Below are 21,887 nucleotides of genomic sequence, written 5' to 3'. Positions count from 1 at the left end.
ACAAATATACTATTTTTTTATTATTTCAATAATTACAGATCTTTTTTTAACTTAAATAAAACAAATTGATAATCAGATGTTTTAGATGTGTTGTATTTCTCAATGCTTTTTATTTCAATACTGTTATTAAGTGATGTAAGATCTTTTTCCCTAATAGTCCTGATGTGTTCCCTTCCTTTTCGGTTGATCGTTTGTTTTTTTTCTATGAGCCTAATATTCTCTTCTGTTATGCCTCCTGAAATTTCCAGATATTGTTTTAGAAGGTTGATATTTGAAGAAATTTTTTGTTTGTACAAACGGTGTTTATGAAGTGTGTTTCCAAAAAACAAAATAGTATGATCAGGATTAGAAATGAAAAAATGAAGAATGCACATAAATACAGTAGCTAAAACCTCATCATAATCATTGTTGTTAATTTCGGCAAGATCATTAACAGTTATGGCATCTTCATGATTTTCCAGATTTCCAAAACCTACGCTGTACCAATTTAGTTTTTTATTTATAGGCGAAATGGAAACAATTTTCGTTATTTCCTGTATGCCTGCACTAATGAAACGAAATTGATAAACGTCGTTAGTAATGCCTTCAAAATTATAGCTATACGCTTTCTCTAAAAAATCCAATTTAATTTATTTCAATTTATAAAGTAAATATAAATATCCAATTTGATTTATTAATCCTAATAATAAGAAATTTATTATGATTTGGAACTAGAGAAGGATTTTACAGATGATTCTAATGAATAAAAAAACGACAACCAGAAACTAGATAGGATTCAATGTTTTTCCAAAAACAGTTCAGTGAATTGAATTTTCTCTAATTAGATTATCGTTTCTTGTATATACGATTAAAATGAATTTTTAGTTTTAAAACTTTTTAAAAGTTGTGTAAATGTACAAAAATATTTAATTGTAGGATTTTTATTTTTAAATTATATCAAAAAATTAAGTTTTAGACCAAAAAAAGCTATAGTTTATGAGAAGACATAAGGGTTAGTTATATTTTAAAATGACTTAAAAATTAATTTTCATATAAATTTTAAGAATAAATTGCTGTTCTTTGTACTCATTTGAGAATCGCGAAATTACCGGAAGGTTATAGTATTTGAATGCAATATTATTTTAGGCATTGAGTTATCTATTATCATGATATATTATGGAGAACAGAGAGTTTATATTAAGTTTGAAAAAAGGCAATGAAGCTGCTTTTAAACAGGCTTATTTAAATTACTACGATAGATTGATTAACATTGCCAAAAGATTTAATTTTACTGTTCTTACTCCACAGGACTTTCTTCAGGAGACTTTTTTAAGGTTGTACGATAAAAGAGCATTACTTAATGAAGATGTTTTATTTGATAAACAATTGTTTACAATATGCAAAAACATCATAATTAATCACGTTAACCGCGAAAATAAAATTATACAGCTCGATCCTTCACAATTTAACCCAGAGCAGGAAGATACTGAAACAGGAATTTTTGAAGAAAGGCAGGAAAAACTACAAACTTTCATAAATCAGCTTCCTGAGCAGCAGCAAAAAATATTTACTTTACATAAACTGGAAAACCTTAGCTATAAGGAGATTGCAGCAATTACAGACCTTTCTGAAAAAACGATTGCTAATCATATTTATCTCGCCAGCAAATTTATTCGAAAAAAAGTCGAAAACGATTAGGAACTTTTTAGTTCTCGTTTGTTATATATAAAAACGAGAACAAAAATGCATATTGAAGCGTATAAAACGAATGTCAGAACAAAGAAGGATGCAAGTCTGCTTGTAACGCTTTTACAATTCATCATTTCTGATTGTATTATCAATTTTGATTTTAAAAACCGAGAAAGGATTCTTAGAATAGAAACCAACAGAGACATTCAGGAAATGGTGTATAGTGTTTTTTCTAAGCAAGGATTTTATTGTAAAAAACTTAACCCATAAAAAGTCATGGATAAAGAAAAACTGGATAAGGAATTTGAAAAATTATGGAGTGAAATTCCTTTTTCGCATTCTGAGGATCAAAAAGAAGCTTCCTGGCAACAATTCCAGTCTAAAACCTTTGCTGCTAAAAAACCAAAGATTAAAATTTGGCGTTATGTTGCAGCAGCAGCAGTTATCATTTGTATGTTGACAGGAACTGGCATTTATCTTAACACAAGTCCATTACAGGATACTTTTTACCTTACTTCAAATACAATTGAAAATACGACTTCTACAATAAAAATAGTTGGGCTGCCGGATAGTTCGAGAGTAGAACTTAGTCCGGATTCTAAAATTACTTATGCCAATAATTTTGAAACCAACAGAAAGATTGTTGTAGAAGGAGAAGCTTATTTTAAAGTCAAAAAAGACAAAAAATATCCGTTTCAGGTTTTTTGCAATGAGACAACAACTACTGTGTTAGGAACTTGTTTTACGGTTCAGGGAAATGTACAAAAAGGAGTTACGGTTTTCCTTTACGAAGGAAGTGTTCAAATGAGTATAAAAGACCAGGACAAGAAATGGATACTTAAACCGGGAGAAAAATTTATTTACGGAAAAAATGTTGCTAAAGTTTTAGAATTTAACAGGTTTGCAGATTTTGAAAACGAAAAATTAAGCGCTGTAAGTGATTATATAATGGCGAATTATGGCTATAAAATGATTATTCCTGAACAATACGATAATCAAAGGATTACAATCCGAATCAATAAAAAAGAAGATTTAAAAACAATTCTACAATTAGTATCAGAAATGTATAACCTAAACTTTGAAATAAATGAAGATTTAAAACAGATTACTTTTCGATAGAAAAGAAAAAGGATGCACTAGCCGCGAAACTAAACATCCTCCTCATAATCAGGGCAGTATAGAGCTGTCCCATTTAATAATAATTCAAAAATACAAAAATTCATGAAGCATATAATTTCAACGTGCTTTTTTTTATTCAGTTTATGTATCTACTCCCAAACAATTACAGTAACAGTAGATCAAAATATGACATTAAAAGAAGTCTTTAAGCAAATTGAGAGCCAAACAGATTTTAAGTTTGCTTTTACAGATCAGATTAATACCAGTCAAAAGTATTTCGATCAAAAACATACTTATAAAAATATCGAAATAAAAGCACTTATTAATGAGCTTAACAAAAACAATTCCATTCAGTTTTCTATTGTCGGCAATAATATTTTCGTAAAGCAAAAAAATAGTAAACCCGCTACGGCCAAAAAAAAAAGCAAGTTAACCGGACAGGTTTTAGATGAGAATAAAGAGCCTGTTATTGGCGCCAATATTTTTATTAAAGAACTGGAAACAGGTGTTACAACAGATGGAAACGGAATGTTTTCATTAGAATTGAATAAAGGGACTTATACGGTTATCGTGAGTTATGTTGGCTTTAAAAATGGAGAAAAGCTAATAACAATTTCTGACGATGAAAGAATAAACTTTATTATGAATGCTGACAGTCAGCAGCTGGAACAGGTGATTATTACCAACTCAAAAGCAGTTGATGTGAGAAATACCCAGATGAGTGTCAATAAACTTACAATGGAAGAAATTAAAAGAATTCCGGCTGCTATGGGAGAGCCGGATCCTTTAAAATCATTATTGACATTGCCTGGAGTAACTAATGCCGGCGAAGCTTCTTCTGGCTTTAATGTTCGTGGTGGCGCAGCAGACCAGAATCTTATTTTACTGGATGGCGCTCCTGTCTTTGGAGATTCGCATATGTTTGGTTTTTTCTCTGTTTTTAATGCTGATATGATTAACGGAATGGATTTGTATAAAGGTGGCATTCCATCTAAGTTTGGAGGAAGAGTTTCCTCTGTTCTTGATGTAAATCAACAAACAGGAGATATTGAAAATTATAAAGTTAACGGAGGAATCGGTTTGATCTCCAGCCGTCTTTTAGTACAAGGCCCCATAAAAAAAGGCAAGGGCTCTTTTATAATTGGTGGGCGTACTACTTATGCAAATTTGTTTTTAAAATTAACAGATCTCAGGGCTGGCATTAGTTTTTATGATCTTAACGCTAAATTTAATTATCGCCTTAACGAGAATAATACAGTTAGCTTTTCTGGTTATTTAGGAAATGACGTTATTCGCCTAAACAATCTGGTAGACATTCAATTTGGAAATACGATGGGTATTTTCAACTGGAAGCATAGATTCTCAGATAACTTAAACACCAACTTAGCTGTTTTCTATAGTGATTATAAATTTAATCTTAACCTCGATATTCAGGAGTTCAAATGGAAAAACATGGTTCAAACCTATGGTTTAAAATACAATTGGATTCAATCCGTTAATCCAAATTTTAAACTCAACTACGGAGTTGAAGGTACTTATTATAATTTTAATCCCGGAACAGTCCGGCCTTCAAGCTCAGATTCACAGTACAATTACCAACAACTGGATAGAAAATACTCTTTAGAATCTGCTGCTTACTTAGACTTTGAACATCAGATTACAGAGAAACTAAATCTCCGATACGGACTTCGCTATAGTATGTTCTATCGTTTAGGAAACGAGGAAATAAGTACTTACGACAATGGACAATCAGTCGTGTACAATCCAAAATACAATATTTATGAAGAGGGTGCTCCAACCGGAACAATATCTTATAAAAGAGGCGAAATCATAAGTAAATTTGATAATTTTGAACCTCGTGCGGCATTATCATACACTTTTAGCGAAGATGCATCTATAAAAGCAAGTTATAACAGAATGGCACAATACATTCACATGTTGTCTAACACGCAATCGCCTTTGCCAATGAATCTCTGGACACCAAGCGGACCTTTTATGAAACCGCAATTACTGGATCAATATGCGATAGGGTATTTTCAGAATATAAAAGACCGTGATTATTCTTTTGAGGGAGAATTATTTTATAAAAAGATTCAAAATCGTATTGATTATGTAGATGGCGCCAATTTATTAGCAAACAACAATATAGAACAGGTAATCTTGAGTGGTAAAGCCCGATCGTATGGTATGGAATTATTATTCAGAAAAAATACTGGTCGATTTAACGGTTGGGTTTCTTATACCTTGTCAAGAGCAGAACAAAAAACTCCGGGAAGAACTCCGGAAGAACCCGGAATTGCAAATGGCAACTGGTATTTATCAGGATATGATAAATTGCATAGCTTAAGCGTTGTCGCTACTTATGAACGAAGTGCAAAGTGGTCTTATAATGCTAATTTTTCATTGCAATCGGGTCAGCCTGTGACCTATGCAAACGGATATTATGAATTTGGCGGTTTTAACGTGCCTAATTTTTCATTACGAAATGGAAACCGACTTCCACTTTATCATCACTTAGACTTAGCAGCAACTTACACGCCAAAACCGGATAAAAAGAAAGGATGGCAAAGCTATTGGGTTTTTAGTATCTATAATATCTATAACAGAAAAAATGCCGCTTCTATTACATTTCAAACAAATGAGGATACAGGAGTAAACGAGACAAAAAAACTATCTATTTACGGATTGGTTCCAGGTGTTTCTTATAATTTTAAATTTTAACAATATGAATAAAGCTGTAAAAAATAATTTTAAAAGTAAAGTACTAATCTTATGTAGTCTTCTTTTTATTTTATTGTTATCTTCTTGTGAAGAGGTGGTGAATCTTGATCTTGAAACAGGAGAAGCTAAGATAGTAATTGATGCTGAAATCCTTTGGAATAAAGATACTGACGGAAAGGTACAAACTATAAAAATAAGTAAAATGGCTCCTTATTATAATACTAGTACGCCAAAAGTTTCGGGAGCACAGGTACGTGTTGAAAACAGCGAAGGTGTTGTTTTTACTTTTGCAGAAACAGAAGCGGGTTCGTATGTTTGTAACGACTTCATTCCAGTACTTAATATGGAGTACACTCTTTTTGTTGATGTTGAGGGAAAAAGTTTTACCGCTGTAGAAAAAATGATTTCTGTTACACCAATTAAAAAAATAGAACAAGAATACAGACCTGACATATCAGGTCCTGACTTATTGGTGCTCTCTATTTTTTATGATGATCCGGCTGATCAGCAAAACTTTTACCTGTCGTATTTTACAACAGATTTTTTGAAAATTCCTTATACTTTAATGTCTAATGATGATTTTTATAACGGAAACGAAATTACAGACGAATTTTCAGATACTGATTTAAAACCGGGAAAAACTGTTCAAATAGTGCATCGTGGAATTTCGAAAAACTTTTTTAATTATATGAATTTAATTTTTGAGGCGTCAAGTGCAAATCCGTTTGGGACAACACCAGGAAACATTAGAGGGAATATTGTCAATACTAAAGAGACAAATGATTTTGCATTAGGATATTTTAGGCTTTGTGAAGCTAATAGTGTTTCGTATACGATGAAATAAAATTTATTAGAAATTTAATTTGTAAGTACATCTGTCATTAAAAAATTTTATTGGCAGATGTATTTTTTTATAATATCTGGCTACATCATTTTTCCCATTTTTACATATTCTTTTTTTATTCCCTGAAGAAGGTGATTGAGGCTAATGTTTTTATTTTCTTCTTCGAAGGTACTTCAAATTCAATTATAGATTGAAATCTTCGGGTGAAAGCCGCGGCAATATTCGTTTTAATATTTGATGCCAGAATGACTAGTCCGCGATGATTTTCAATTCGCTGCATCAAATAAGAAACTTCCTGATTGGCATATTTATCATGTGCGTCCCTGACATTAGTTCTTCAACTTTGAAGATTTACGGTATAGATAGAAATTTTGAATGCAGATTCGATTTAAACGTTTAATCAAAATCGTGATTAATGATTTCATTTTTCTTTAGAAAAGTATATCACAAAATTTTAAAAAAATAGAAGAAAAATAGGTTTAAATTGTAGTAAAATAAATATTTTTTTTACTAATTTGTGTTGTAAATGATTACAAAATAATTATTTTATGAAAAAGCAATGGTTTCATAACAATTCAATTTAAACTGATATCAGTTTGTATTTTTTACTCTAAAAAAACATAATTGCATTTCCGGAATAGCGCTTCTAATTGTATCAAATCTATAAAGCCCGTTAACTATGAAAACCCAAACAGCCAAGTTTTTTTTAGTATTTCAGTTTATTAGTTTGTTTCTGATGGTATCATGCCAGGGAGAAGATTCAAATGAAATGAGACCTGATCCCGAATTAGAAAATGCTCAATTGAAAAGCTTTCCTTTATCTGAAGTTTCTTTTATGAAAATCAAAATAGTGCATCCTGAATTAGCGAAAGGAGAGGAAAAAAAGTATGGGGAGATTGAAATAACCATTCCCGCTGTACATCAGAGTTTGATGCTGAGCTTAAAACAATTCGATTTAGACAACAATAAATACAGTATCTCGCCCTCTATTGGTGACCAGCAGGATTTTTCAAAAGGACCGGTTATCTATACAATATCATCCAATTTTCACAGAGATAAAAGTGTGCATTATAAAGTTAAAATTGTAATTGAAGATAAGTCAAATATGATTTCAGTAGATAGGAAGTAAAAATACTTTGCTTCTCTTAATGTAAAGTATTTTCAAAATGTGCATTGTTCCACACCTTATAATTTTTTGTTCGTATAAGTTCGAAATTATTTAAAATGAAAAAAGCTTCAGATTTCCCTGAAGCTTTTTCTTAATTAAGTAGTCCGTGGGGGAATCGAACCCCCCTTACCAGGATGAAAACCTGGCGTCCTAACCGATAGACGAACGGACCTGCTTTTTTATTTCGCGTGCAAAAATACAATTAATTTTAGAATACACAAGATGTTTTTTTAATAAGTCTGTTAGTTTTTTTTAAAATTATCCTAGTTTAATAAATCATGATTTGTAAAGATGGTATTGTTTTTTGATGCATTTATTTGATTAATAATAATTTGTTCCTTATTCTCAAAAAGTAACAAACATAGTTTTATGTTAAACGATGCTATCGAATAATTTTAAAATTATTTTTTAAAATTGTTATAAAGAGAGATTTTTCTTTCGTAATTGTGTTTGGTTTTTGATTTCATACCAGAAGTTTTATTTCAAATTAAACCTGCAGCAATGTAGAATTTTGAATAAAAAGGATATCAAAAATTCGATTAAATGTGCCTGCATTTATATCTGGATTAAGAACCCAATAATTGAATGATTGTGTGGGATAGTGAAACACAATCTCATATACATTAAATGAGTTATAATTTAAAATAGAAAAGCCTGAGGTGAATCTCAGGCTTTATTGGTGGGCACAACTTAAATAATAAAATGAAAAAATATGCTGATTTTTTTAGGACTGCACTTTTTCCAACTGATTTTCGATCTCAGATTTTATTACATCTTTGTATTTGGCAAGTCCGATTCCGATGATAGGGATAGCTAATTTTCCAATTGCAGAAGCCGCTTGTTTTTTACCCGTTTTATCAAGGTATGAAGATAAAAGCAAGGAGCCAATTGCACCAATAAGTATATAGCTGCCCGGCACATCCGCAATTTTATCTTCAATAAATTCTCTGATTTCCTCAAGATTTTCCTGATTGATTAAGTTTTCCATGATTTTATTTATTAAGTGATCTTTAGTATATTAATTATTTTAAAATTACATGGATTAGCTTGTTTTATTTTATATAATTGGAATAAGTGGTTACATAATTAAACTTAATTGTAGAACCGCAATATTATTAATCCTTAACTAATTAGTGTCTTGTTTGCTTTAAAAGTACATACAAAGACCACTTTGTCAACTATTGTAGTCAGTATATCACTTTGCAATCTGATTGCATAAATTTTTTTATACATTTGTCTGGTATGAAATGGAAAACAACAATATTATTAATCTATATCCTGGGACTTCTTTTAGTTCCGTGTAGTGATGTTTATAATAATTGTGCAGATTCTATATCGTATCAGAAAGAGGTATCACATAACCATAATGAAGATCATGATGATCATTGTACACCATTCTGCCAGTGCTCTTGCTGTAGTGTTTCGGTAGTTAAATTTAATTTTAAAATTCCGGAATTTAATTTTCAGCAACCCGCTATTATCCTTAAAAAAATAGTTATAAAAGACTGCCAGATTATTTCCAGATACTCGGGAAGTATATGGGAACCTCCTAAATTTTTCGCTTAATTTTCTTTTGATGTGTATTTCAGTTAGTGATTCTTGTTTAAGAATCACTAAAAATCATGCTGTAAATTAATTTTGCAGTCATGCAATCTGTTAGCGCACATTTCTATTTTCGCCACTTTTGGGTGGAACAGACTATTTTCTAAGCGTAAAACAAATTACATTGTGTTAGATAATATAATCAAATTCAGTATAAAGAACAAAATCGTTATTGGTTTAATGACTTTGCTTTTGATAATTTGGGGCGTATGGAGCGCAACTAAATTATCCATTGATGCCGTACCTGACATCACAAACAATCAGGTTCAGATTTTTACAAGCTGTCCAACACTTGCGGGACAGGAAGTGGAGCAATTAGTGACTTTTCCAATTGAGCAAAGTATAGCCACTGTTCCAAAAATTCAGGAAATCAGAAGTATTTCACGATTCGGACTTTCGGTAATAACCGTGGTTTTTGATGATGAAACGGATATCTATTTTGCCAGACAGCTTATTAATGAAAGGCTAAAGGAAGCACAGGATCAAATTCCCCCAGGCGCCGGCACACCAAAAATGGCTCCAGTAAGTACGGGTCTCGGAGAAGTGTATCAGTATATTATTCACCCTAAAAAAGGAAGCAAGCATAAATATAATGCAAAAGATCTTCGCACGATGCAGGACTGGATTGTAGCCAGGCAATTGTACGGGACACCCGGAATTGCAGAGGTAAACAGTTTCGGTGGTGAATTGAAACAGTATGAAGTTGCCGTTAATCCCGACAGGTTAAAAGCAATGGGAGTAAGTATTCCTGACATTTTCACCGCACTTGAGAAAAACAATCAGAATACCGGAGGAGCCTACATTGACAAAAAACCTAACGCTTATTTTATCAGAGGAATAGGTCTTGTTACTTCATTGGATGATGTAAAAAAGATCGTGGTAAAAAATACCGGAGCTGCACCAATTTATGTGAGTGATGTCGCCGAAGTTAGATTTGGAAAAGCAGTTCGTTACGGAGCTTTAACGTATAACGGAGAAGTTGATGCCGTGGGTGGAGTAGTCCTGATGCTAAAAGGTGAAAATAGTAATGAAGTCGTAAAACGAATCAAAGAAAAACTGCCTACTATTCAGAAATCGCTTCCGGATGATGTCACAATCGAACCTTTTCTCGATCGTACCGATTTGGTGGGAAGAGCGATCAGTACCGTAGAGAAAAACCTTGTTGAAGGAGCTCTGATTGTGATTTTTGTTTTGGTCTTATTTTTAGGAAATCTGAGGGCAGGTTTAATTGTTGCCTCAGCGATTCCGTTAGCAATGCTATTTGCTTTGGCAATGATGAATGTTTTTGGTGTAAGTGCCAATTTAATGTCACTTGGAGCGATTGATTTCGGACTTATTGTCGATGGAGCTGTAATTGTTGTAGAAGCAACATTGCACCATTTAGGAATGCGAAAAACAATGAGAAGTCTGACACAGGAAGAAATGGACGAAGAAGTTTTTCAGTCGGCTTCTAAAATTAGAACGAGTGCTGCATTTGGGGAAATTATTATCCTGATTGTTTACATTCCGATTCTGACGCTGGTTGGTGTTGAAGGAAAAATGTTCCGTCCGATGGCGCAAACTGTGGGTTTTGCGATTTTTGGAGCTTTGATTTTGTCTCTGACTTACATCCCGATGATGTGTGCTTTATTCTTATCTAAAAAACCAAACCATAAAGAAAATTTTAGTGATAAAATGATGCAGAAGTTGCAAAGTGTTTATCAGCCATTACTTCAAAAAGTGATCAGTATTAAATATGTTGTTGTTGGTTTCACCAGTTTTTTATTTGTGATCGCTATTTTATGTTTTACCAGAATGGGAGGAGAATTCATTCCGCAGCTTCAGGAAGGAGATTATGCATTTCACTGTATTCTTCCACAGGGAAGTTCCTTAAAACAAAGTATCGAAACTTCAATGCAGGCATCCCGAATTATCAAACAATTTGATGAAGTGAAAATGGTTGTCGGAAAAACCGGAGCTGCAGAAGTCCCAACAGATCCGATGCCTCCTGAGGCAACCGATTTGATGGTTGTCTTAAAACCTCAAAAAGAATGGAAATCTGGCAGGGATTATAATGAACTGGCTGATGCCATTACCGAAAAGCTGGAAGTTATCCCGGGAGTTTTCTTTGAAAAAAACCAACCGATCCAGATGCGTTTTAATGAACTCATGACGGGAATTAGACAGGATGTTGCCGTTAAGATTTTTGGTGAAAATATTGACACACTTTCGGTTTATGCAAAAGAAGTCAGCAAAGTTATTCAGAATGTAGAAGGTGCAACTTCTCCACAAGTAGAGCGAGTTAGCGGTTTGCCACAAATCAATATTGAATACGACAGAACCCGAATTGCCAATTATGGATTGACCATTCAGGATGTAAATGACGTAGTGAGCACAGCTTTTGCTGGAAAAAGTGCAGGTCAGGTTTATGAAAATGAAAGACGTTTTGACCTTGTTGTTCGCTTGGACAGCATTCACAGAAGTGGAATTGACGATGTAAGTAATTTGATGATTCCTACTAATACTGGAAATCAGATTCCGCTTTCTCAGGTTGCAAATGTAAATTATAAATTGGGACCAGCACAAATAAGCCGTGAAGCAGGAAAACGCCGAATAGTAGTAGGATTTAATGTTTCAGGTCGTGACGTTCAAAGTGTTGTTGAGGATATTCAGAAGAAATTATCGGAAAAAGTAAAATTGCCACCTGGATATTATTTCACGTATGGAGGTCAGTTTGAAAATCTTCAAAAGGCAAATGCACGTTTGATGATTGCGGTTCCGGTTTCGCTGCTTTTGATTTTTGGATTATTGTATTTTACATTCCGTTCTTTCAAACAAGCCATTTTGATATTTACCGCAATTCCGATGAGTGCCATTGGTGGAATTTTTGCTTTAATGCTTTGCGGAATGCCATTTAGCATCAGCGCGGGAATCGGATTCATTGCTTTGTTTGGAGTTGCTGTATTGAACGGAATCGTTTTGATTGGAACTTTTAATCAGCTCGAAAAAGAAGGCATGAAAGATATATTTGAAAGAGTAAAAGAAGGTACAATGACCAGACTTCGTCCCGTATTAATGACAGCGACAGTGGCTTCATTAGGATTTTTGCCAATGGCAATCAGCAGTAGTGCAGGAGCAGAGGTTCAGAGACCTTTGGCAACAGTAGTAATCGGCGGATTAATAACTGCTACGTTTTTGACCTTATTTGTACTGCCGTTGCTGTATATTATTTTTAATTCTAAATTCAATTTTAATGGAAAATTTAAAATGGGAAATACAACCATTATAATACTGCTTTGTCTGGCAGGTTTAGGATCTGCAAATGCGCAGGAAAGGATTTCAATGGATCATGCGGTAGAAATGGCTTTAAAAAACAATCAGCAGATTGGGGTCAATGAAGCTGAAATTCGAACTGCCGGGCTGAATGTAAAAACGGCTGTAGATATTCCAAAAACAGGAATATTTGCAGAGAATGAAGATCTCCGGCCTTCAGATAATAGTGGAATATTAAAAATCGGAATTTCACAAGCTGTTGCATGGCCGGGTCTTTACGCAGCACGAAAAGACTATTTTAATGAACAGTTAAAATATGCCGAATTAAATACCGGACTTTTAAATGCCACAATTAAAAGAGATGTGCGAACGGCTTATTATAAATTGTGGTATCTGCAGGACAAACAGTTATTGTATAAACGTCTGGACAGTATTTATACCTTGCTTTTTAAAACGGCAGAAGTTCGCTTGAAAGCAGGTGATGTAGCAGCATTGGACAAAATTGCTGCCGATGCAAAACTGCAGGAACTTAAAGCTTTTTCGGACCAGAATAAAAAGGATATGATCGTTCAGCAGCAACAGTTAATGATGCTTTTGAATCAGAATGCATGGCTGCTTCCTTTAGAAACTCCTTTAGAAAAAGCAGATGTAGTTCTATCTGAAAATAATGGTGCTCATCCGCTTCTGGTGCTTCAGGAACAAAATGTAAAAATTGCTGAATCTAATATTTCAGTACAAAAAAACAGCAATATGCCGGAATTTTCAGGAAGGGTTTTCAGTCAGAGATTATGGGGAGCAAATGATCCTTATACGGGATTTTCGGCAACGGCATCTTTTCCGTTATTTGGGGCAGGTTATGCGCGTAACAAAGTAAAAGCGGCTTCGGCAGAGAAAGAAGTGCAGGAAAAAAGTCTACTTTATCAAACACAGCAAATGCATACACAGAAAGCTTCTGCAATTGCAGAAATAGAAAAGAATCTATCCTTGCTGAACTATTATGAAACTACCGGATTAAAACAGGCAGAAGAAATCATAAAAGCTTCTACATTAAGTTACAGATCAGGTGAAATTAGTTTTGCAGAGTTGGGGCAGTTTCTAAGCCAGGCTGTTGGGATACGCCAGAATTATCTGGATATTTTAAACCAGTACAATCAATCTGCTGTTCAGTTTAATTACTTTAATAATAAATAACAATGTCATGCAATTTCTGTTGTAAGAATAACAGAATTTCATCAGATCATTTAAAATAATGCATAAATGAAAGTCAAAATAAAAATTCTAATTGCTGTTGTTGCTACTTTTTCCTTGATTAGCTGTCAACAAAAAAATAATGAAAATGCTTCTGAAACCGAAAAACCCGGTGCAGGAAAAGAACAGGGACACACAGAAGAAGAAGCCACAATTGCAACTCTAACCGAAGATCAGATAAAGGCTGTGGGAATTACGCTCGGAACTATTGAAAACAAAAACCTGACTGCTTCGATTAAGGTAAACGGGGCCTTGCGGGTTCCTAATAACAATAAAGCCAATGCAACTTCATTGTACGGTGGCGTGATTAAATCGCTCAAAGTACAATTGGGAGATCACGTGCGCAAAGGGCAGGTTATTGCTACAATCGAAAATCCTCAGTTTATTCAGCTTCAGGAGGAATATCTGACTATTGGAAGTAAAATGATACTGGCAGACCAGGAATTGAGACGTCAGAAAGAGCTTCAGGAAGGAAATGCGGGCGCTTTAAAAAACCTGCAAAGTGCTACGGCTGAAGTGAATTCACTTCGCGCACGAAAAGCATCACTTCAAAAACAAATTCAGCTCATGGGAATAAATCCGGCAGGAATTAGTGCTTCGGGTTTAAGATCAGCACTGACAGTCACTAGTCCTGTAAGTGGAACAGTAAGCAGTGAGTTTGCCAAAATCGGAAGTTACGTAGATGTTTCTTCCCCGGTAGTTGAAATTGTAGATAACACCCTTATTCATCTTGATCTTCAGGTTTTCGAAAAAGATCTTCCGATGGTAAAAATTGGACAAACAGTAAATTTCACGTTAACCAATAATCCCAATACATCTTATACGGCAAAAGTATTTAATATTGGCTCATCATTCGAGAACGAAAGCAAAACAGTTGCGATTCATTGTACTGTTACAGGAAATAAAACAGGGCTTATAGACGGAATGAATATCACTGCCATGATCAGTATCGGAAATGCTTTGACTGCTGCTGTTCCTAATGATGCTATTGCTGAGGCAGATGGAAAATATTACATTTTTGCCAAAACGGATAAAAAACCGAAAATGCATGATGAACATGGAGACGATGGTGAACCCGGTGAGGAACATAATGAAGAAAAAGAAAAGGAAATAAATTCCAATAGTGTGAATTTTGAAAAAATTGAAGTTTCAAAGGGAGTTTCAGAATTAGGTTACACAGCAATTACACCTGTGAAAGAAATTCCGGAAGGAACTAAAATTATTACCAAAGGTACCTTTTTTGTCAATGCCAAACTAAGTAATTCAGGTGAGCACGAACATTAACCGGATGAAAAATATTGAGTTGTTAAAATAGAATCAGTGGAAAATGAAAGGGAAATATCTTCGTAAATTTACGAATGGCATGATTAAAATTAAAACCTTCTGGTTCTGTAAAGTAAGCTAAAATGAAAAAATCGACTGAGGATGTTTTTAAGGATAAAGATATTCGTTTAACTACGATGCGTATCTTAATTTATGAATATCTGGAAACGGTTACAGCTGCTTTATCATTAGCTGAAATTGAGAAATATTTTCATAAAGCAGATAAAGTAACTATATATCGAACATTGCAGACCTTTCTGGAAAAAGGTTTGGTTCATAAAATTCTGGATGAAAATACCACAAAGTATAAGCTTTGTGCCGAAATATGCAGTGAGGAAAGTCATAAAGACATGCATTTGCATTTTTATTGTAAAAAGTGCCATGAAACGACCTGCAAGGAAGAAATTGTTTTTCCTGAAAACATGAATTCCAGGCTGCAGATTGATGAAATTCAGATTCTGGCCAAAGGAATATGCGATAAATGTTTAAAATAGTATAATGTAAAAAATACGGAATCCAAATAGAGACTTATCGATCTCTTTATTAGAAAATATAAAAAATACCATGGAAAATAAGGCTCACAAAAATACTGAACAATCCTGCTGCGCACATTCTGAAAAAGCTTACGGAAACGTAGGGAAAAAAAGAAGTGCAGAAAGCCATTCGGCTGATGATGGTCATGACCATTCCGGACACAGTCATGATGACGGGCATGACCATGGCAATATGGAAGGAGGTATGTTTAAAATGTTCCTTTTGCCTGTTTTGTCTTTCATGCTTCTGATTGCCGCAATTGTCATGGATAACTGGATTTCTCAGTCGTGGTTTGCAGGACCAGTAAGACTAGGATGGTATCTTGTGGGTTACTTAATTGTGGGTTATGCAGTTATAAAAGATGCAATTATGAGTATTATCCGTGGAGACATTTTTTCAGAATTTTTGCTAATGAGTATTGCGACTATTGGGGCATTTAGTATCGGAGAATATCCTGAAGCAGTAGCTGTAATGCTTTTTTATGGAGTAGGAGAGGTTTTTCAGACACTTGCTGTTTCGAGGGCACAAAGAAATATTAAAAGCCTTTTAGACCAAAGGCCAGACGCAGTTACTATTCTTATTGACGGAAAACCAAAAATAATTAAGGCCGCAGATGCTAATATTGGAGATGTAATTCAGTTAAAACCCGGAGAAAAATTAGGGCTTGACGGCGAACTTTTGACAGATAGTGCTTCATTCAATACCGCTGCGCTGACCGGAGAAAGCAAACCTGATACCAAAACAAAAGGAGAAATTGTTTTGGCCGGAATGATCAATTTAAATGTAGCAGCTCAGGTTAAAGTGACTACAGCTTATACAGAGAGTAAACTAAGCAGAATTTTGGAGCTGGTACAGCACGCAACTTCCCAAAAAGCACCAACAGAATTATTCATCAGAAAGTTTGCAAAAATTTATACTCCTATTGTGGTAGTCCTTGCTGCCGGAATTTGTTTTTTGCCTTATTTCTTTATAAACAATTACGATTTTAATACCTGGTTATACAAAGCGCTTGTATTTTTAGTTATTTCCTGCCCTTGTGCTTTAGTTATTTCAATTCCGCTTGGTTATTTTGGAGGAATCGGTGCAGCTAGCCGTAATGGAATTTTATTTAAAGGCAGCAATTTCTTAGATGTGATGGCCAGTATTCAAAATGTGGTAATGGATAAAACCGGCACTATGACTGAAGGGGTTTTTAAAGTTCAGGAAACTGTCTTTAAACCTGAGTTTGATAAGGATGAAATACTAAAGCTGCTCAATGCTGTTGAAAGTCAGAGTTCGCATCCTGTTGCAACTGCTATACATGAGTATGTTGGTGAAACAGACAGTTCAATAAAAATTGAAAGTACCGAAGAGATTGCCGGACACGGACTAAAAGCGTTCATTGATGGGAAAGAATTTCTGGCGGGTAATTTCAAGCTGATGGACAAGTTTGGTATTAGTTATGAGGTCGATACTTCTTCAATTGTGTACACTACAATTGCTGTAGCTTTTGATAAAAAGTTTGTGGGATACATTACGATTGCTGACAGCATAAAAGAAGATTCTCAGAAAACCATAGAAGGGTTACACAAATTAAATATAAAAGTTACAATGTTAAGCGGAGATAAAAGTGCTGTAGTGAAATTTGTAGCTGATAAATTAGGAATTGATAAATCATTTGGTGACCTGCTTCCTGAAGATAAAGTAAACAAGGTTAAAGAAATTAAAGCAAAAATGGGGACAGTTGCTTTTGTGGGAGACGGTGTAAACGACGCTCCCGTAGTAGCGCTTAGTGATGTAGGAATTGCGATGGGAGGACTCGGAAGCGACGCTACCATTGAAACCGCTGATGTGGTAATTCAGGATGATAAGCCTTCGAAAATACCATTAGCTATTTGTATTGGAAAACAAACCAAAAAAATAGTTTGGCAGAATATAAGTTTGGCATTTGTGGTAAAAGCGGTAGTGCTTATTTTAGGAGCCGGAGGACTGGCAACAATGTGGGAAGCCGTTTTTGCTGATGTTGGAGTTGCTCTGCTGGCGATCTTAAATGCAGTGAGAATTCAAAAAATGCGATTCTGATAAATTTGTGAATTTATAAATGAAAGCAATAAATGACGCTTCATTACTGTTGTTTTTTAGATGCTATTTAGTTTTTTTTAGAGAGATATATAAAAAGATATGAATATGTAATTCTTTGATTTAGATTTTAAACAATATCATCTTCTTTTTGAATAACATTCAATTCCTTATTAAAAGAATTCCTGTATTTTTTGATATACTCAGAAGGCTTCATTCCAAACAATTTTACAAACTGCTGGCGGAAATAACGTTGATCTTCTATACCAACCTGATGGCCAGCCTGTGCGATATTAATGCTTTCAGTAAGCATAATTACTGCGGCTCTTCGGATTCTGATAGATCTGATAAAACCGTTTACAGTTTGCCCGGAAATTGCTTTAATCTTTTTGTAAAGGCTGGAATGGCTCATGCCCATTGCAGAAGAGAAACTTTTTAGATTAAATTCGCTGTTTTCGAGATTGGCTTCGATGATTTCGATGCATTTATCGAGAAATTCTTTATATTCAAGGGGGACCTTATTTGCATTTTCACGAAGTGTTATGCTGTCCAGAAAATATTTGCGCAATTGGCCTCTGTTTCGTAAGACAGCATCTACACGTGCCAAAAGTATATTGTTGTCAAAAGGTTTGGTTACATAATCGTCTGCACCTTCATTAATACTTTGCAAATGAATGTCATTGCTTGTTGTAGCTGTCAGAAGTATCACCGGAATATGGCTTGAATAATCATTTTGTTTGATTTTTTTGCATAGATCCAAGCCGTTCATACCTTCCATCGAAATATCACTCAGTACAATATCAGGCATGTGTTTTTGCAACAGTTTCAGTCCTTCGAGTCCATTAGCTGCCGAATAAACAATATAATTGCTGGAGAAAAGCTTTACCAGATAATGATTCATTGCGGTATTGTCTTCCACAATCAGTACAACTTTCTTTGGACTGATTAATGCTGATTTTATATTTTCAGGATTTGATAATTCATTACTGTTTTCAGGAGTATTGGTGTTATCTGCCGGCATTCCTTCAAGAAGTTCCCCAACAATAGGTGACATCTGATGACGATTCTCATTGATGCTCATTTCTGCAAAATGTGTTCTTCCTTTTGGAAGTACAATAGTGAATGAAGTTCCTTTTCCGACTTTACTCGTACATGTTATTTCTCCATGATGTTTGTTCACAAAATATTTGGCCACATACAGGCCTATTCCAAAACCGTTACTGCTTTTAGACTGAATCTGCTTAAATTTTTTAAAAATAGTATCAATATCTTTTTCATGAATTCCGCTTCCGGTATCTGCTATAATAATAGAAACATCGTCAGTTTTCTCGATGATCTCAATGCTTATAGTTCCGTCATTAGGTGTAAACTTGAAAGCGTTGGAGATTATATTAAAAAGTGTAATTTCTATTTTCTCGTAATCACCATATATTTCAGTAGGAGTGTTTTCTTCAACAAAGTGATAATTTAAATTTTTGACAGCTGCCATCTGCGTAAAGCTGTTATAGATTTCACGGCACAGGCTGTTTAAGTTAATCTTAGAAATTTTAAGCTCATCCAGATCTGTGTCTGCTTTCCTGAATAATAATAACTGATCTGTAAGGCTCAATAATCTTTTGGCATTTTTATAGGCGAGATTCAGGTCAAGATCATCTTCAGGGGCATTTTTTCTGTCAATGGTACTTTTTAGCGGATTTATAATTAAAGACAGGGGAGTGCGTAACTCATGTGCCATGTAGGTAAACATAGAAAATTGTTTTTCGGCATGTTCCTTGTCTTTTGTATGCTCCATACGGGTAAGTTTTATTTCGTATCGAAGCCTTTCTTTGTTTTTTTGATAGCCCACATACGCATAAATGGCACCGCAAACAACAATTAAATAAAATGTATAAGCCCACCATGTTCTGTACCATGGCGGAAGGATTTTTATCGTGGCGAGCGTTACTTCAGTAGTCCAGTTTCCAAAAACGTCAGTAGTTTTTACCTTAAATAGATAAGTTCCTTCTGATAGTCTCGAATAATTTGCCCTGTTATTTTTTGAGGTATAGTTCCAGTCTTTGTCCCATCCTTCAAGAAAATAAGCAGTATTTATTTTTTCGGAATTGATATAATCCAGATAAACAAAATCAAAACTCACTGCCGATTTTTCATAAGGAAGTTCGGCAGCGCTTATCATTTCAAGTTTCTTTTCTGTAATGTAAGGGCTATCTGATTTTAAAGGCTGATTATTTACAAGCAGATCATTTAATAAAAATTTGCCGGTATTTTTTTTGTCTTTTATGTTGTCAGGATCAAAAACATTGAACCCGTTTATACCGCCAAAAATAAATTCTCCTGTCGAAAGTTTAGTACCTGAATTCCAGCTAAACTGAGTGCCCTGAAGCCCGTCAGATACGCCGAAATTCCTGAAAGTATTATTCTTAGGGTTTAGTCTTGAAATTCCATCGTATGTACTCATCCATAAATTTCCTTTTTTATCCTCTAAAAGGCGGAGTATCGTATTGCTTGAAAGACCGTTTTCTGTGGTGTACTTTTTAGAAGTGGCCGTTTTTCGGTTGTACAAAAACAGGCCTCCTTCTATAGTTCCAATCCAAAGATTTTTATTTTGATCTTCGGTGATGCATCTAACTGTATAATCTGAATGATAGGTTTTTACTTTTTTTGTTTTTGGATTTATCTCAAAAAAAGAATTAAAAGTTCCTCCCCATATTTTCCCGTCTTTCGTTTCATAGAGACAAGTAACATCGCGCAGTTTGTTGCTGTAGCAGATGAATTTATTTTGTTTTCTGTCGAATTGATATAGTGCTCCGTTATTTGTAACGCCAAGCCACAATGTTTTTTTCGAATCTAAAAAAAGCACCCATGATTCCTGTTCGGCTTTTTTAGTGAACTGATTATAAATTGAGAAATTCTGAATTGCTTTTGATTTGGGATCAATACGACACACTCCGCCTTTCCACATTGCAACCCAGATGGCATTGTCAGAATCCCGGACGATACTGGTCACAAAATCGCTCTGTATTTTTCTGCCGGCAGATGACGTCGTCGAGTATGTGTCATACGTGTTTTGTTTTCTGTCCCAATATCGCATTCCGGCACCATCAGTTCCAATCCAGATGTTTTTCTTTTCATCTTCACAGAAAGAAAGCATAAAGTTCGTGGCAGGGTTTTCGCCTTCTTTATTGCCCAGGGCATCCTTATTTTTATAGTGATTGAAATCGAGCGGTTTTTCTCCCATCATGCTTACGCCACCACGTAGTGATCCGAACCACATTTCTCCGTTTTTGCTTTGAAATATATCATACAAGGATTTACTTTTAAGCAACGAAACAGGGCCGTTTGCACGATATGAAACAGGAGTAGTCTCATTTTTTGTAATGGTGTATAGCCCAGCTCCGTCAGTAGCAATCCACAGCCTGTTTTTCTGCTGGAAAAAATCACGTACGACTGTTTTTATTTTAAAGTAGTTTTTAGAATAGGTGTTGAGGTGTTCATTATATAGATAGGCACCTTCATCAGATCCAATCCAGAGTCCTTCATGGGTCAGTTTAATGCAGTTTGTAGCTGTAATTGTTTCGTTGAGCAGCGTTAATTTTTTTGATTTGATGTCGTACTGACAAAGACCGGTTCCGGTTATAAAAACGTAGAAGATTTGCTTTTTTGCATTATAAGCGATGGATCTTGCGATATAATTTAATTTACCGTTAAAGGGTATCGCAGTTCCAATTTTCTCACCTTCTTTGAAAAGTATGATAGCTTCTTTTGTAGCTACCAGAATAAGGTGTAAAGGATGCACAGCAATTATTTCGTAGGCAGTAAAGCTTAATGGTTTGACTTTTTTGTTTGTGTCATAATATTGTAAAGGAGTAAAAGAAGATCGTTCTGCATTAAAAATTACTGGTCCTGCAGTTGTTCCTATCCACAAATTGTTTTCAAAGTCACCTTCTATACAGCTAATTGCGTTTCCCTGGATAGAGTATGGATCTGTATGAACATGGCGGTAAACTTTAAAATCATTTCCGTCATATCTGTTAAGTCCATCAAAAGTCCCAAACCACATATAACCATTTTGATCCTGATAGATAGTGGCAACAGAATTGTTAGAAAGCCCTGATGAAATATCCAGATGTTTTATTGGATAATTCTGTCCAAATATAGTATGACAAAGAAGAAGAATGATAAATGACTTTAGCTTCATAAATTTTAAAAGCTTGCTGCTATTTGATATAAAAATAGAAGAGTATAAACTGAAAGCTGAATCAATATTTTATTTGAAAAAGTTGATATCTGTTTACTCTCCGAATTAATAATTTGTTAAAAACGCGTAAAAATAGCATTTGTTTTTGAGAA

At 34.5% G+C, this 21,887-nt stretch carries 14 protein-coding genes, 1 tRNA gene and 1 pseudogene; 11 read left to right on the top strand and 5 right to left on the bottom strand.

The genetic code is table 11. The features are described 5' to 3' along the window. Nucleotides 1-32 precede the first annotated feature (32 nt). The gene (locus OZP09_RS03490) at nt 33-623 is read right to left on the bottom strand and encodes a DUF6934 family protein (RefSeq protein ID WP_269236562.1); all 591 of its coding nucleotides are present in this window, start codon (nt 621-623) and stop codon (nt 33-35) included. 532 nt (nt 624-1,155) lie between these two features. Here OZP09_RS03490 and OZP09_RS03485 point away from each other — a divergent pair. The 5 genes from OZP09_RS03485 (at nt 1,156) to OZP09_RS03465 (ending at nt 6,352) form a co-directional block, all read left to right on the top strand. Continuing rightward, a complete protein-coding gene (locus OZP09_RS03485) occupies nt 1,156-1,677 on the top strand; it encodes an RNA polymerase sigma factor (protein WP_269236561.1) in 522 nt (173 codons plus the stop codon). A 45-nt stretch (nt 1,678-1,722) separates the two neighbouring features. Next, nucleotides 1,723-1,938 (top strand): hypothetical protein, encoded by a 216-nt coding sequence (locus OZP09_RS03480; RefSeq protein WP_269236560.1) that lies wholly within the window; start codon nt 1,723-1,725, stop codon nt 1,936-1,938. Between the two features lie 6 nt (nt 1,939-1,944). Continuing rightward, nucleotides 1,945-2,787 (top strand): FecR family protein, encoded by an 843-nt coding sequence (locus OZP09_RS03475; RefSeq protein ID WP_269236559.1) that lies wholly within the window; start codon nt 1,945-1,947, stop codon nt 2,785-2,787. A gap of 102 nt (nt 2,788-2,889) precedes the next feature. Next, the gene (locus tag OZP09_RS03470) at nt 2,890-5,508 is read left to right on the top strand and encodes a TonB-dependent receptor (RefSeq protein ID WP_281310298.1); all 2,619 of its coding nucleotides are present in this window, start codon (nt 2,890-2,892) and stop codon (nt 5,506-5,508) included. 4 nt (nt 5,509-5,512) lie between these two features. Beyond that, on the top strand, nt 5,513-6,352 hold the full coding sequence (locus OZP09_RS03465; RefSeq protein ID WP_269236557.1) for a DUF4249 family protein: 840 nt from the start codon (nt 5,513-5,515) through the stop codon (nt 6,350-6,352). Nucleotides 6,353-6,432: 80 nt separating this feature from the next. Here the strand turns inward: OZP09_RS03465 and OZP09_RS22585 are convergent. Beyond that, nucleotides 6,433-6,689 (bottom strand): annotated as a pseudogene (locus OZP09_RS22585) (ATP-binding protein); the annotation flags it as partial. Nucleotides 6,690-7,031: 342 nt separating this feature from the next. Here OZP09_RS22585 and OZP09_RS03460 point away from each other — a divergent pair. Continuing rightward, nucleotides 7,032-7,481, top strand: coding sequence for a hypothetical protein (locus OZP09_RS03460; protein ID WP_281310297.1), 450 nt, complete (start codon nt 7,032-7,034; stop codon nt 7,479-7,481). A 139-nt stretch (nt 7,482-7,620) separates the two neighbouring features. Here the strand turns inward: OZP09_RS03460 and OZP09_RS03455 are convergent. Further along, nucleotides 7,621-7,692 (bottom strand) — tRNA-Glu (locus tag OZP09_RS03455). A gap of 552 nt (nt 7,693-8,244) precedes the next feature. Then, nucleotides 8,245-8,508: a hypothetical protein gene (locus OZP09_RS03450; RefSeq protein ID WP_269236554.1), complete on the bottom strand. Its 264-nt coding sequence runs from the start codon at nt 8,506-8,508 to the stop codon at nt 8,245-8,247. 254 nt (nt 8,509-8,762) lie between these two features. Between OZP09_RS03450 and OZP09_RS22650 the strand changes: the two genes are divergently transcribed. The 5 genes from OZP09_RS22650 to OZP09_RS03430 all read left to right on the top strand — a co-directional run bounded on the left by OZP09_RS22650 (nt 8,763) and on the right by OZP09_RS03430 (nt 17,540). Then, nucleotides 8,763-9,086 (top strand): DUF6660 family protein, encoded by a 324-nt coding sequence (locus tag OZP09_RS22650; protein ID WP_432419445.1) that lies wholly within the window; start codon nt 8,763-8,765, stop codon nt 9,084-9,086. Nucleotides 9,087-9,248: 162 nt separating this feature from the next. Further along, nucleotides 9,249-13,565, top strand: a complete 4,317-nt coding sequence (locus tag OZP09_RS03445; RefSeq protein ID WP_281310296.1) for a CusA/CzcA family heavy metal efflux RND transporter — start codon at nt 9,249-9,251, stop codon at nt 13,563-13,565. 66 nt (nt 13,566-13,631) lie between these two features. Then, nucleotides 13,632-14,906 carry an efflux RND transporter periplasmic adaptor subunit gene (locus OZP09_RS03440; protein ID WP_281310295.1) on the top strand — a complete coding sequence of 425 codons (1,275 nt, stop codon included), beginning with the start codon at nt 13,632-13,634 and terminating at the stop codon, nt 14,904-14,906. Between the two features lie 122 nt (nt 14,907-15,028). Next, nucleotides 15,029-15,439 carry a Fur family transcriptional regulator gene (locus OZP09_RS03435; protein ID WP_269236552.1) on the top strand — a complete coding sequence of 137 codons (411 nt, stop codon included), beginning with the start codon at nt 15,029-15,031 and terminating at the stop codon, nt 15,437-15,439. Between the two features lie 70 nt (nt 15,440-15,509). Next, nucleotides 15,510-17,540 carry a heavy metal translocating P-type ATPase gene (locus OZP09_RS03430; RefSeq protein WP_281310294.1) on the top strand — a complete coding sequence of 677 codons (2,031 nt, stop codon included), beginning with the start codon at nt 15,510-15,512 and terminating at the stop codon, nt 17,538-17,540. 127 nt (nt 17,541-17,667) lie between these two features. Here the strand turns inward: OZP09_RS03430 and OZP09_RS03425 are convergent, their stop codons facing one another. Beyond that, nucleotides 17,668-21,735, bottom strand: a complete 4,068-nt coding sequence (locus OZP09_RS03425) for a hybrid sensor histidine kinase/response regulator transcription factor (RefSeq protein WP_281310293.1) — start codon at nt 21,733-21,735, stop codon at nt 17,668-17,670. Nucleotides 21,736-21,887: the final 152 nt, after the last annotated feature.

Origin of the sequence: Flavobacterium flavigenum (assembly GCF_027111255.2) — a bacterium.
Classification (GTDB): domain Bacteria; phylum Bacteroidota; class Bacteroidia; order Flavobacteriales; family Flavobacteriaceae; genus Flavobacterium; species Flavobacterium flavigenum.
The sequence above is the reverse complement of the archived record's forward strand: the minus strand, read 5'-3'. Positions and strand labels throughout refer to the sequence as shown.